This window comes from Haloferula rosea, from assembly GCF_016595525.1.
Classification (GTDB): Bacteria; Verrucomicrobiota; Verrucomicrobiia; order Verrucomicrobiales; family Akkermansiaceae; genus Haloferula; species Haloferula rosea.
Window position 1 is genome coordinate 88,829 of record NZ_JAENII010000011.1, and the last position, 13,279, is coordinate 102,107.

10 protein-coding genes are annotated in these 13,279 nt (G+C 61.3%); 6 read left to right on the forward strand and 4 right to left on the reverse strand.

The features are described 5' to 3' along the window. The first annotated feature begins 37 nt into the window (after window positions 1-37). From JIN81_RS14060 to JIN81_RS14070, 3 genes are read left to right on the forward strand one after another with little or no spacing between them, the layout of a single operon-like run. Entirely contained in the window at window positions 38-1,096 is a 1,059-nt protein-coding gene (locus JIN81_RS14060) for a permease (RefSeq protein ID WP_200281012.1), read from the forward strand. After that, on the forward strand, window positions 1,093-1,911 hold the full coding sequence (locus tag JIN81_RS14065) for a TIGR03943 family putative permease subunit (RefSeq protein ID WP_200281015.1): 819 nt from the start codon (window positions 1,093-1,095) through the stop codon (window positions 1,909-1,911). The genes JIN81_RS14060 and JIN81_RS14065 overlap by 4 nt, the downstream gene beginning before the upstream one ends. Before the next feature lie 35 nt (window positions 1,912-1,946). Then, complete coding sequence (locus JIN81_RS14070; RefSeq protein ID WP_200281018.1) at window positions 1,947-2,654, forward strand: 3-keto-disaccharide hydrolase; 708 nt, start codon at window positions 1,947-1,949, stop codon at window positions 2,652-2,654. A gap of 445 nt (window positions 2,655-3,099) precedes the next feature. Here JIN81_RS14070 and JIN81_RS14075 read toward each other — a convergent pair whose 3' ends face one another. Then, window positions 3,100-4,176 carry a permease gene (locus tag JIN81_RS14075; RefSeq protein WP_200281021.1) on the reverse strand — a complete coding sequence of 359 codons (1,077 nt, stop codon included), beginning with the start codon at window positions 4,174-4,176 and terminating at the stop codon, window positions 3,100-3,102. 95 nt (window positions 4,177-4,271) lie between these two features. Here JIN81_RS14075 and prfB point away from each other — a divergent pair. The 3 genes from prfB (at window position 4,272) to JIN81_RS14090 (ending at window position 7,082) form a co-directional block, all read left to right on the forward strand. Further along, window positions 4,272-5,412 (forward strand): peptide chain release factor 2 gene (prfB, locus tag JIN81_RS14080; RefSeq protein ID WP_200281024.1). Its coding sequence is split into 2 segments (ribosomal slippage): window positions 4,272-4,349 and window positions 4,351-5,412, totalling 1,140 coding nucleotides; the frame shifts between segments, so codons are not numbered across the junction. Beyond that, entirely contained in the window at window positions 5,399-6,088 is a 690-nt protein-coding gene (locus tag JIN81_RS14085) for a hypothetical protein (RefSeq protein ID WP_200281027.1), read from the forward strand. The genes prfB and JIN81_RS14085 overlap by 14 nt, the downstream gene beginning before the upstream one ends. A gap of 61 nt (window positions 6,089-6,149) precedes the next feature. Continuing rightward, window positions 6,150-7,082, forward strand: a complete 933-nt coding sequence (locus JIN81_RS14090; protein ID WP_200281030.1) for a L,D-transpeptidase family protein — start codon at window positions 6,150-6,152, stop codon at window positions 7,080-7,082. A 15-nt stretch (window positions 7,083-7,097) separates the two neighbouring features. Here JIN81_RS14090 and JIN81_RS19505 read toward each other — a convergent pair whose 3' ends face one another. Genes JIN81_RS19505 through JIN81_RS14105 form a run of 3 tightly spaced genes read right to left on the reverse strand, consistent with a single transcriptional unit; the run spans window position 7,098 to window position 13,278 of the window. Then, window positions 7,098-10,454 (reverse strand): glycosyltransferase family 39 protein, encoded by a 3,357-nt coding sequence (locus tag JIN81_RS19505; RefSeq protein WP_325100887.1) that lies wholly within the window; start codon window positions 10,452-10,454, stop codon window positions 7,098-7,100. 32 nt (window positions 10,455-10,486) lie between these two features. Next, window positions 10,487-11,854 carry a hypothetical protein gene (locus JIN81_RS14100; RefSeq protein WP_200281036.1) on the reverse strand — a complete coding sequence of 456 codons (1,368 nt, stop codon included), beginning with the start codon at window positions 11,852-11,854 and terminating at the stop codon, window positions 10,487-10,489. Further along, window positions 11,854-13,278 (reverse strand): permuted SH3 domain-containing protein, encoded by a 1,425-nt coding sequence (locus tag JIN81_RS14105; RefSeq protein ID WP_200281039.1) that lies wholly within the window; start codon window positions 13,276-13,278, stop codon window positions 11,854-11,856. The genes JIN81_RS14100 and JIN81_RS14105 overlap by 1 nt, the downstream gene beginning before the upstream one ends. Between the last annotated feature and the right edge of the window lies 1 nt (window position 13,279).

The following is a 13,279-nucleotide window of genomic DNA, read 5'->3' on the forward strand; positions in this document are numbered from 1 at the left end:
TCTTGCGCTTTTCGTCAACCCGGCCATTCTTCCCCCCGTGTCGCCCGAGTCTCAACAGGACTTCGCTTTTGCGTTCCTCAGCATCCTCTTTGAAGGGGCCCCCTTCATTCTTCTCGGGACGCTGATCAGTGGCTTCATCGACATCTACCTTCCGGCAAACACCATGGACCGGATGTTGCCGAAACGCACCCTGCCCGCCATCCTCATCGCCGGTCTGCTCGGCGGTATCCTGCCGGTCTGCGAATGCGCCGTGGTCCCCGTGATCCGCCGCTTGGTCAAGAAAGGCCTGCCGGTCTCCTGCGCGCTCACCTACATGCTCGCCGCACCCATCGTCAACCCGATCACCGCCCTGAGCACCTGGAAGGCCTTCAAAGGCCCCATCGTTTCACTCGGCGAACTGGGCACCGTGACCGCCAGCACCGCCATGACCGCATCCCGGCTCGGGCTGGGTTTTCTCGTCGCCGTGGCGGTGGGACTGGTCGTCGCCCGCATCCCCCTGCGAAAAATCCTGCGCTCCAAGTTGCTCGACTCCCTCAAGAACGACGAGCCCGCTCACGACCACGGCGAGCACTCCCACGGCGAGCACCACGCCTGCGGTCACGAGCACGATCACGACCATTCCCACGACGGCTGCTGCGGCCACGACCACCATCACGAGGATGACGCCAAGCACGGCAGTCGCCTCGTCGCCGCCTTCCGCTCCGCCATGCGCGACTTCGTCGATGTCGGAGTGTATTTCACCATCGGCGTGACCATCACCGCGCTGTTCAATACCGGCATCGCTCCCGGAGCCGAGTGGCTCGACACCCTCGCCGGCAACCCATGGGAAGCACCCGCCGCCCTCATGGTGCTGGCCTTCATCCTGAGCCTCTGCAGCACCTCGGATGCCTTCATCGCCGCCACGCTCGATAAGTTCACCTGGGGCGCCAAACTCGCATTCCTGACCTTCGGGCCGATGATGGACGTGAAGCTGATCTTCCTCTATCAAACCGTGCTGAAGCGCCGCTTCATCATCCTTCTCGCTCTCGGACTCTTCATCACCATCGGTCTCGCCTGCATCGCCTGGCAAGCCGGCATCGCCGCACTGAATCCATGACAAGTGCGATTCTCAGCCGCTGCCTTCAGTCCATTGCCCTCATCTCGTGGGGATCGGCGCTGGTCTATTTCCATGTCAGCAACCGACTGGTCAAATACCTCGCCCCCGACTTCCGCCTCATCGCCTTCGCCGGTGGGCTCGGACTGGTCGTCATCGGGCTCTTCACCCTCCTGACCTGCCGGGAACTCGCCACCTGCGGACACGACCATGGCCCCGAGGACGAGCACGATCACGAAAGCCTCGACATCCACCCGGTCGGAGCCTTCCTCATCATGCTCGTCCCTCTGTTCCTCACCATCTCTTGGACCAAGGACAAGTACTCGCTCGGCGCCCTGACCCGCAAGGGCCTGAATGACACCGCCGCCGACGCCGGATCGCTCTTCCTTTCCTCGGCCCTCCCCCCACTGACCCGCGAGATCATCGAGCAGCAACACCCCCCGAATGCCGACGGATACCGCCCGTTTCCACTCATGGAGTTGTTCTTCACCAGTGCCGACCCCGAGGTCCGCGAGCTGGTCGAAGGCATGCCCGTTGTGACCGAGGGACGCCTGGTTCCCGATGAAAAGGGACCACCGAACCGACGCCGCCTCTACCGCCTCTTCATCACCTGCTGCGCGGCCGACAGCCGCCCCATCCCCATCGTCGTGGAGTTCGAGGAAGGCGAGATCCCGCAAGTCGAGAAGAACGCGTGGATGACCCTCGCCGGAACCATCAGTTTCCCCGACGAAGGAGAGGGCCACATCGCCCTGCTGAAAGTCGACATCTCGAAGGAAACCGAGCCCCCCTTCGAAGAGTCCTTCATGCGCGGATTCTGATAGACTCCCACCAAGCCAACCGTTTCGCTCCTCACATGAAACCATTCCTTTGCCTCCTCGCCGCCGCCTCGCTCCACGCCGGAGAAGTTCAGCTTTTCAACGGCGAGGACCTCACCGGTTGGGAAGGAAATGCCAAACTCTGGTCCGTGGAAGACGGCGCGATCACCGGACGAACCACCGACGACGGCGAGCAATTCATCAAGCACAACACCTTCCTCATCTGGAAAGGGGGCACCGTCAGCGACTTCGAACTGACCTTCAAGTATCGCATCGAAAAGGGAAACAGCGGCGTCCAGTACCGCTCGAAAGTCCTGCAACCCGGTGAGTCCGGCCCCATCCTGACCGGCTATCAGGCCGACTTCGAAGCCGGCAAACGCTTCAGCGGTATCCTCTACGAAGAAAAGGGCCGCGGGATCCTCGCCAAACGCGGAGAGAAAACCACCATCGAAGCCGTCGAGAATGCTCCGGCCGGCAAGAAAGGCCCCGCCCACAAGGTGACCGTCACCGGCAAGGTCGGCGACAGCGATGCCATACAGGCCTCGATCAAACACGAGGACTGGAACGAATACACCGTGATCGCCAAGGGCAATCACCTCCAGCACTTCATCAACGGCAAGCAGACCGTTGACGTGACCGACAACGATCCCAAGGCAGCCAAGTCCGGCGTCCTCGCCCTGCAGATCCACCGTGGCCCGGCAATGGTCGTCCAGTTCAAGGACATCGTCCTGAAAACGGAAGATTGAGGCCCGGTGACCCAGCGGGCGGGAAGCCCGCCCGAGACACCAGTTGTCACAGCCCGTTTCTGCGCTAACCTATGCCATGAGGCGCAGCGCAGAGACCATTGATCGTCTTGCAACCAAGTTCGTGATTGTGACCACGATCCTGTTGCTGATCGCGATCATCCGGATCGTGACCGGTGGCTGAGCCCGCTCGAGCGAAAGCGCGAGTTGGAGTTTTCCCCGCCACGTGACACGGGCCGTCATGCATCCGCTACGTGACACGGCCGTCACGCAAATTGTCACAATTGGAAGGTTGGTGTGACAACTCTGTCACATTAAGATCCTCCCCATGAAAGCGATCGACTCATTCGACAACCTCATCGTGTTCTTCGTCACCGTCGTATGCGTGGCAGCACTGGGTGGATTCGCTTTCCTCCTGCTCGCCTGATCGAGCACCCTCCCGGATCGCTCAACCCCCTCCCTGGTTGAGGAACCAGGCGATCACGAGAACCTGCGGAGTCGTTAGCAGGGGAAGCGCCAGAGTGGCCTTCCACGAGCGGGTCGTTTCACGCAGAGCAAGGATTTCCGTGTAGTCGGTCGCCGCTCCCGCCATCAGGAAAGTAAAGGCATTTCCCGGAGCCCCCGCCCGGTTGAGCAAGTCCGCCGCGATCGGGCTGGATCCTTCCGAACACACTTCGATCACCGTCGTCGCCGCCAGCGTCAGGAAAAGCCCCAAAAGGCTCGGCCCGAAGTACTGCGAGAACATCTCATCCGGCACGAAGGCTCGAATCGCCCCCGCCATCACGATGCCGAAAAAGATCCAGCGCAGGATCATCTTCGACTCCCTCAGCCCATCCTTCACCACCCTGCCGAGATTTCCGTCGCCGGGACGGATGCCCGCCCACGCTTCCTTCAATCCATCCCGCAGCCGGTAGTCGTCCGCCAGCTCGATCTCATTCGGGTTAGCCGGCAGCATCCCGCGCTTCACCATGGCATCCGCCACACGGCCGCTGATCACCCCGATCACCATCGACAGCGCAATGAACGCCAAGGTCCACTTCAGCCCGATGAGCGCGATCAGGATCAGAGTGAGGGAAAGCGAGTTCCACGGGCTCGACACCAGAAACGCAATCGTTTGACCCAGCGAAGCTCCCTTCCGGTAAAGCTGCATGCCGACCATCAGAATCCCGTGGTTGCACAGGTCCAGCAAGGTGCCTGCCAGAGTCGCGCGGATGATACCCCGCATGCTCCCACCCTGACCAAGCAGCTTCGCCACCACTTCCTTCGGCACCTGTCCAAGCACCCCCACCGCCGCGATCCCGATCAGGATCCCCCACCACGCCTTCGACATCAACTCCCACGAGCCATGGGCAAACACATGCCACCACGTCGGGCCACCACCGATGAAATGCCCGGCGATCCCCGCAACCACCAGCGCCATCGACCCCCACAGCAGCCAGTCGACCTTGCGTCCACCCCCACCACAGCACGACGACTCCTCACTCTTCGCCGGAGGTTTCTTCGAGCCACCGCAACAATCACTCATGCCGCAAGTTACGGAGTTCCCGCCCGTCCTCAACCCTAGAGCGATCCCTTCCGACTTGCATCGACCTCGTTCCTGCCCTTACCTCCGCCCACCTTATGGCTGAAATTCACACCGCCGACCTCTCGAACCTGGATACCGACGCTCTAAGGAAGCGCTTGGTCCAGCTCGGGAGGTATCTTTGACGTCCCGAAGCTGAAAAACGAGATCGCGAATCTCGAAGAATCCATGGGCGCTCCCGATTTCTGGGACGACCAAGAGAAAGCCCGCACGGTCAGCGAACAGGCCGCGTCCATGAAGAAAAAGATCGAGACCTTCACAGGTCTTGAATCCGGCCTCGACGACGTGCTCGCCGCGATCGAACTCGCCAAGGAGTTCGACGACGATGACTCCGCTGCCGAGGCCGTCGAGCAGGCCAAGCAACTCGACAAGGACATCTCCTCGTTCGAATTGCTGACCCTGCTCAACAAGCCCAACGACGAAGCCAACTGCTACCTCGTCATCCAGGCCGGAGCTGGCGGCACCGAGGCCTGCGACTGGGCACAGATGCTCCACCGCATGTACACCCGCTGGGCAGAGCGCAAAGGCTTCTCCGTCGAGACCCTCGACTGGGAAGACGGCGAAGGCGCCGGACTGCGATCCGCCACCGTGAAGATCAATGGCGAGAACGCCTTCGGTTTCCTCAAGAACGAGCGCGGCGTCCACCGCCTCGTCCGCATCTCCCCCTTCGACTCTGCCGGCAAGCGCCACACATCCTTCGCCTCCATCGATGCCACTCCGGAAGTGAACGACAAGATCGAGATCGAGATCGCCGACAAGGACATTGAGATCACCACCATGCGTTCCGGCGGCAAGGGCGGTCAGAACGTCAACAAGGTGGAAACCGGCGTGCTCCTGCGTCACCACCCGTCCGGCATTCTGGTCAAGTCCACCGCCTCCCGTACCCAAGGGGCCAACAAGGAACTCGCCTTCCAGATCCTCAAGGCAAAGCTCTATCAGATCGAGGAGGACAAACGCGCCGCCGAAGCGGAAGCCGCCCACGGCGCGAAAAGTGAGATCGGCTGGGGTAGCCAGATCCGCTCTTACGTCTTCCAGCCCTACCAGAAGGTCCTCGACCTCCGCACCGGTGAGGAAAGCGGCAACATCCAGAATGTGATGGATGGGGAAATCGACGCCTTCATCGAAGCCAAGCTGCGTGGCAAGGTCCGGGTCAAGGGCGCCAAGGATGACGAGGATTGAGGAGCAGTCAGCACCTCCCGCCGACATGCCGGGGGGTGACGTGGAGCTGACCCCGTCAGACGACCCCACCGCCCAACGGATTCAGAAACGCGCCCGCCGGCAACGGGGGTGCTTCATGCTCATGAGCCTGTGGGTGCTGGGCTGGACCGCCCTGTTCCTCTCCGGCCTGATCCAGTACAACGTCTGGGTCGCTCCGTTGTGGGGATACGCGGTGTTCTGTCTGATCGTCTCCCCATTCACCCTCATCTGGTCGCTTCCGCTCGCCCTCGCCGGCTACTGGATCGGCAGAATCCGGATCTGGGAGAACTACCGATTCCACTGGGCCATGGCCCTCCCGGTGGCAGCCGCCATTGCCATCCAGATTCCCGGGGCCATGGATCGATTGAATCCCGAGCGGGATTTCAAATCCCTGATGGGTGTCGACCTTCCATCCTCCATCAGCATCACGAACTACGAGTCCTGCTTCGAAGGGATCGACAACTCCATCCACTTCGAACTCAGCATCCCCGCCAGCGAGCTCGATTCGTTCTACGCCGAGATGGCCAAGGAAAACCCGGAGGCCCCTGCAGTCACTCCCACCACCGACCGGATCACCCACGATCTGCAGGGCGCCATGATCGAGGTCACCGTGGATCGGGTCGCGAGCACCATGACGGTGAGCTACCTAAGCTACTAGACCGTCGTCTTCAGCGACTCCCTCCTTGCCAAGCCACGGCCCAAGTACACAGTCATTGCTCATGAAGACCGCTTCCCTTGTCGCTGCCCTTTTGACCACCGGCCTCACCTTCGCCGCCGAAGACCGCCAGCACAATCCCGACTCCTTCACTTGGAATCCCGAGCTTTCCAAAGAAGGCCCCGTGCTCGTCACCGTAAGCCTCAAGAGCCAGGTCGCCGCCGTGTATCGGAATGGCGTCCGCATCGGCAGCTGCGAAGTCAGCTCCGGCAAACCAGGACACGAAACCCCGACCGGTGTCTTTCATATCCTCAACAAGGATGCCGACCACCACTCCAAAACCTACGGAAACGCATCCATGCCCTTCTCCGAGCGGCTGACGTGGGATGGTGTTGCCCTCCATGCCGGGGGGCTGCCCGGCTACCCATCGTCGCACGGCTGCATCCACCTCCCCTACGAGTTCTCCAAAAAGCTCTTCGGCATCACCCACAAGGGCACCACCGTGCTCGTCACCAACAGCGCGCCGGACGTGCACGTCTCCAACCAACACCACCTCGGCTTTGCCGGCGGTGAAACCAGCGACTTCACCTGGAACCCGGCCGCCGCCACCTCCGGACCCGTCTCCCTTATCTTCAGCAAGCCGGACCGCAAGCTCTACGTCATCCGCAATGGCGTCACCGTGGGCGAAGCACCCACCCAGAGCGGTTGGTTCGACAAGCGCCCGAAAGGGACCTCCGCCTTCGTCTTCTCCGGCTGGGTGGAAGGCAAGGACGGCGTCGCCGAATCCCAGTGGACACAGGTCGGAGGCTCCAAGGCCAACCATGCCGAACCAATCAGTGACTGGTTCAAGCTCGATCCCCGCTTCCAGCATCTCGTCCAAGGCCTCCTCGCCCCAGGCACCAACCTCGTGATCACCGACGAACCGGTGACGTCCTCATCCCGGAGCGACTCCGGCTTCCGCGTCCTGCAGGGCCGGAAAGAAGAGGCCGCCAAATAAAGGTCTCCGGCACTCTCAATCCACCCAGCCGCCTGGCTCTTGGCGGAAGGCGTGGTAGCGTCCGACCGCGGGATCCCAGAGATAGAGGTTCCACAAGTGCGAGCGGAACACCAACTCGCAGTTCTTCCGGATGAAGAGCTCCTCCCGAGCTCCCGGATACTCCCAGCGGAGGTTTTTCCCACGTGACCGGAATTTTTCGCGATTCACGACAATCCAGATCCGGTCCCCTCGACTGAACACCTCCTGAAGGCGGCCGATGTGATTCACCACTTCGGCATCGCCATTGCGATCCCGCAGCACTCCGTGCCGGTCCCGGTAGGTGAAATCATGCAACAGCGGGACCACCAGGTCATAATCCGCATGGCCCACTTCCATCTTCGCGGCATGGGGATGGGGTTCAGTAATCATCACCTTGTCTCCCGGACGCTCCATCGCCGCCACATGACGGAGCGGAGTGATCGGGTCACCAAGGATCTTCTCATCGTACGATCCCGGAATGCGCCATGGACTCCAGGACACCAGCACCATGAGGAAACAAGCAACCCCAACCCATCGCCTCACCAGCCCGGTCCGATCCCCATCGATACGCTGCGCGAGCCATGACGCCACCACCGCCATCCCGTGTACCCCGAGAAGAATCCAAAGTGCAATCAGCGTGTATTGATAGCGGAAACTCACCGACGTAATGAGCAGATTGCAGGCAACAATCCCGCCTAGAACAAACACCTGCAGAGCGAGGATGCCACGTTGCTTCGAGCAGACCCCGGCGATCAACGAAAACAACACGAACAGACTCAGTACGACATGAAGCCGCGAGTATCCGATCGCCATGGACCCGAGATTGCCGAGCTCCCAGAAGGTCGGCGAGATTGTCGCCTCCACGTTGGGTGACACGCCGACACTGCGTGTCATGCACTTCACCTGAAACGCCAGGATGTCGATGAACACCGCAAGGCCAGCCACACCGCTGGCCAATACCAACTTCAAATCCGACCTCCACGGCGCCTTCCTCCCGAAAAGCACAAAGACCAGCAGGATGACCGGAGCCATCGTGATGGAGATTTCCTGACTGAGGATCGCCGCCGTGAAGGCGGCAAGAGAGCCCAGACGCCAGGCATCACTGCCGTCCTTGTCGACGAATCCGCGAATGAATGCCCAGATCCCCAACAGCAGGAACAACTGCTGTTGCTGATAGAAACGGGCGATGTGCGACGAGAAGATCAGGAAGGGATGCAGGGCATACAGCACCAACGCCCCCATCGCGATTCGCGGGTCCTTGAAGATGGACTTCGCCATCGCCCAAAGAACCCAGCCCGTCGCCACCCCCGCCAGCACCGAGAACCCGCGGAGCACCCACAAGTTCGATCCGAACATCCATGCCAGCAAACCGGCCGCGTAGTGATACAGGGGACTGCGGGTGTACCAGATGCCCTCACCGATCTCCGGCACCCCCTTCTCGGCAATGCCGACCACCGCTTGGATGGAGGCGAACTCATCGTCGTCGATGGGTTGGTAGTCCATCTTCCAGCCGCGCAGCACTGCCACTGCAATCAGAAGAGCCACCACCAAAGGCCGCTCCCAGCGTTCCACCCAGCTCCCTCCCCGGACACTTCCGCGCATGCTACATCGGACCATCAGCGCGACCAAGAGTGCCGCGGAAAGCGCAACCAATGGCCACCCCGAAGTATGAAAAAACAAGAGTTCGGAGCGCTCGAGCATCGCCGCCTTCACCGCATGAAATCCGACGATCACCAGAGTCCCCACCAGCACAGGTGGCATCCAGGAAGCGTCCGCCAACCAGCAACTGAAGGATGCGTTCACGCATCGCTTCATCATCAAACCCGAACCCGCGAACACGAGCAGCATGAGGAGTGGCGCTACCAGCCTGCGCTGAGTTGGACGACCCGCATGACCGAGAAATTTCATCGCCGGCACCGCGGCATTCAAGCCGTTGAGAGGTTCACCCCTCACGACCTCGCCCTCCACCCCCCATGGATCCGTCCTCTGCCATACCCCGTCACCGGTGAAGTTCCTCCAATCACCGCTTGTCCTCTCCCAACCGTCCACCGCGAGCTTTGAAGAACGTGTCCTTCCGTAGCGATCGTCATCACCATCGATCGTCCGGACCCGGAGCTCATTCTTGCCGCGAACCAGCAGGCGCCCAACCCCGAACGCCGAGAACTGCTCAACCGAACGGTCCCGTGCCACACTCATTGGAGTCCGGCGAATCGGTTCTTCAAGGTAGCCCTTCGGGTCGGACTCGCGGCCCTTCTCCTCCTTCTCCCCATACTGGTCATACAGCAACTGACCTTGCCGGTTGGCTGTTGGACGTTCACGAGTCTGGTTGGCCATGTTCTCCACGCGTGTCAGCTCATTCGCGGTCGGATCACCATGGCGCGGATCCGCAAATCGTTCGCCACCCCAACCCTGACCAAGATCATCCGGGTCCATGAGCGTCGGCGTGACTGCCAAAGGACGGCGACCTTCCCAAGTCACCTGCCATCCCCCGTCGGCGAGACCCAAGCTGGCTCGCGAATCAGGCTGGATCGGCCTGCCATTCAACCATGCACGGTATGGACCGTTGGCGAGGATCCTCAGGAAGGCCTCACCTTCCCCATGCGGGTGATCAAACTGGAGCACCCAATCCTGACTACTGCTCCGCCCAGGCGGGCTGACCATCATTGGTGCGTCAAATGCCTCACCAAATGCCGCGTCCGGCACACTTCGGAACAAACGCCGTCCGCCGTGACCTTGCTCCAGCGCTTGCCTCCAACCGCGCAGCCGAATCTCCGGGCGCGTCCACTCGAACTGTGTCGTTCCCTTCGGCACCGGCTCAGCCAGCCATCGGCGACCTGAGTGGATCTCCACAACCGATCCATCTTCGAGGGTCACCTCCCCCCACACGATCATCGCAGCTCCAGGCTTGCGCGCCTCAAGCTCCAGCGCCAAGGCATTCCACCCGCGGCGAAGAAACGGGCGAAGATCAAACCACACCGGAAGCTTCTCGTTCGCATGGAGCTCCCATTGGTACTCGCGGGGAAAATTCAGCGACATCGCCGACTCGCCCCCATAGATCCGCTGACCGGCTTCGGACAAGCCATTCTGAAATGGCCGCGTCGATCGCCAGAGCGAGAACATGCCCACCGAGTTGCCATTGCACACAAGCTCGAACCCACCCTCGGCGGCCACCGCCAGCCACCCACCAACGACCTCCTGCTTCAGCTCGAAGTCATGCCGGAAACATGCCGTCGTCTGAACCTCGTCAACACTCGAAATCCAGCACGCCTCTCGTGGAGAATCCACCGACACCACCACCGGATGTGAAGGCCTCAGCCATTCAACTACGAGCAAGCCGACCAGCCCGATGGCCACGGCAAGAAGAAGGCGACGTCCCCGGAACTTCTTCACAGCTTCCTCGCTTTCGCTCTTGCAGCCGCAGCCTCTTCCACCCGTCCCGACGCCATCTCGCCCTGAGACAACATCAACCACGAAGCCGACAGAACGCCCTTCTTTTCCTTCCTCTGAAACGGCCCGTAGAGCTGCTCGATCTCATCCCGGCAGCGACGATTGACACCCGCTTGACCTCCGTGAAGCGACAGCAACTGCAAATGGAGGCGGGCTTGAATGGCGGCAGGCTCCCGCTGACAAAGCATCTCAAGCCGCCTCCGCGCGTCCTCGATTCGGCCACTGTTGGCATCCTCGACGGCAACCCGAAGCAGCATCCTTGAAACCTCTCTTCGGACGCTCGCCGATGCCATCTCACATCGCAGCAGTTCCTCCATCTCGACCATCGCACGCAGGTTGTAGGAACCCTCCTTGAGCGACTGAGCCCGCTTGAGCCTCGCTCGCATCGAATCCGCATCGCCACATGCCATGTCAAAGCTTCCCAACTGATAGATCACCCCGGTATCGAATCCCAGCGCCGGCATGAATCGACATGCCCGCTCAAGATCCGAACGGGCATCGTGGGTGCGCTCATCAAGGGCAGCCGCGCGGGAGGACTTGAGGTAGTATGAAGCACCAAGAATCGGGGCCAGACCCACGACCATCCAGATCACCAAACCCGCCGCAAGCGCTCCCGCCGCCACCTTGAAATCCCCACTCCGACTTCCCTCCTCATCATCCCTTCGCCGTAGACCAAGCCACCCCACAAGCAAGGCACCAAGGCCCAGCACACTGAGCACCCATCCCTTCGCCACGAACTGGCAGAAGGCCGGGTTGTAACCAAGCCACCAGATGAGATCCGGCACCTCCGCAATCCCCAGCGACCATGGTGCCACCGTGGGCGGGCGGAATGCCGCAAGCCGCTGGGGTGGATCGGCAAGATCCACCACAGGCATCGTTTGCTGATACCTGAGCCCTTGGGTAAGAAACACATCACCGCCCAACCAGGTCATCGAGTCGTGCTGCTGCTGAAGCCAGGCCAATTCGCCACTCGTCTCCTCATCATGCACAATCACCGCCTGCGGATAGGCAAAGAGCTGCGGCAGGATCAGGACGAGAATCCTGAGCCGCCAACGTTGCTCACGTTCACCGTCACGAACGAGAAACCGAAGTCCCGCCACCAGCGCGAGGCCCACAATCACCGCCGCCTTCCACCATGCCGTCGCAGCCGCATCACGGACCACCAACTCACCATCCACCACCCCGACCGGAACCACCATCCACGGCAACATCAACCCGACGAGCAGTAACCCCAGGCCGCCAGCCGTCATGATCGCAGCGGTCACCTTTGGCAGTGACCATTCCGGAATCTGATTCAAACGACTCATCACTCACTCCAGCCGTCCTCCGAAACCACCTCGATGCCGTCGTCGTCACGCAGTCCCCAGTGACCTTCTGCAATCACCAGTTCCCCCACCTTCACACCGGCAAGCACCTCAGCGGCCAGTCCATCGATATGACCCACCGTGACCTCACGGATCTCACGACCCCCATCACCATCAAGCACGTGCACGAATCCCCTGCCCGCCGAAACCGAAGTCAAAGCCTCCCGAGGGATCGCCATGGACTCACGTTTCGATTCCAGCCTGACGAAACCCGTCATACCCGGCGCAAGCCGGACCTCCTTACCCGCATCAACGAAGCGGAGCCGGGCCTGAAACGTGGCGGCCCACTCCGGCGCACCGGTGCCACGGGGCCTGAGCGGGCGGTTGATCTCAGGTCCGCCCTCGTTGAAACTCACAACGGGAACCACCCGATCCACCTCCACTGCAAGTTCGCGACCCGGATAGCTTTCCAAGTACGCCACCCCTCGTAAATCCTCCTCCACCCAAGTGAAATCCGCCTGATCAAAATACCCCTCGAACCACAAACCCGACGCGATGACGAACCCCGGCTTGCCGCTGTCCTGATTGTATTCACCCTCACGCATCAGCACCCGCTCGACCACCCCGGACACCGGCGCATACACCTTGTGCTCGGCCAACTCCTGCTCACGGTGCTTCACCGCCTCCTTTGCATCGTCCACGGCATTGGCCGCAATCTTCCGGCTCTGCTCCACACCTTTCTCGGACATGGTGAGGAACAACTCGGCCAACTCCTTCTCCTGAACCGCGTCAGTGAACTCACGCTCCACCTCAAGCAGGGCTGTCCGCGAGATCAGCCCTTCCTTCTCCGCCGAGCGGAACCGTTCGATCTTCTCCGTCATCTGTTTCGCCCTCTCGATCGATGCCTCAAGATTGATCTTCTCTCGATCCGGGCGCTCCTGGGCGAGCACATAGGCCGAACCCACCTTCACCCGCTCAAGCTCGGCCGTCGCAGTCGACAGCGCAAGCCTTGCCGACTCCAGTTTGATCTCCGCCTTGATCGAATCCAAGGTCAGCAGCAGTTGCCCCTTCCCGACCAAGTCACCCTCCTCAACCTCAACTGAGGTGATGGTCGACATCGGCACCACCGGAACCAGGTAGGGTTCCGCCGAGCAAGTGCCCTCAGCGAGGATTGGTTTCACAAAAGCACGTTCCTTCACCTCGGCGGCGACCACCGGGAAGTCCTTGCCCATCTTCCGCATCAGCGCCGCGTACCCGAGGCTCGAATCATACATCTTCGATCCCGGGTCCTTGTAAGCGGGCCAGAGGACGGTGACGGCGAGCAGGCCACCTGCCACCAGCAACACCATCACGATGCCCAACAGGGTGCGGTTCTCGCGAGCGAGATCCCGCGCAATCTGCAGGCTCTTGGAAAGGAGTCCCTTCATC

Excerpts from the sequence above, each read along its gene's own strand:
- JIN81_RS14065 (WP_200281015.1), top strand. The coding sequence starts at position 1,093 with ATGACAAGTGCGATTCTCAGCCGCTGCCTTCAGTCCATTGCCCTCATC.
- JIN81_RS14070 (WP_200281018.1), top strand. The coding sequence starts at position 1,947 with ATGAAACCATTCCTTTGCCTCCTCGCCGCCGCCTCGCTCCACGCCGGA.
- JIN81_RS14075 (WP_200281021.1), bottom strand. The coding sequence starts at position 4,176 with ATGAGTGATTGTTGCGGTGGCTCGAAGAAACCTCCGGCGAAGAGTGAG.
- JIN81_RS14085 (WP_200281027.1), top strand. The coding sequence starts at position 5,399 with ATGACGAGGATTGAGGAGCAGTCAGCACCTCCCGCCGACATGCCGGGG.
- JIN81_RS14090 (WP_200281030.1), top strand. The coding sequence starts at position 6,150 with ATGAAGACCGCTTCCCTTGTCGCTGCCCTTTTGACCACCGGCCTCACC.
- JIN81_RS14100 (WP_200281036.1), bottom strand. The coding sequence starts at position 11,854 with ATGAGTCGTTTGAATCAGATTCCGGAATGGTCACTGCCAAAGGTGACC.
- JIN81_RS14105 (WP_200281039.1), bottom strand. The coding sequence starts at position 13,278 with ATGAAGGGACTCCTTTCCAAGAGCCTGCAGATTGCGCGGGATCTCGCT.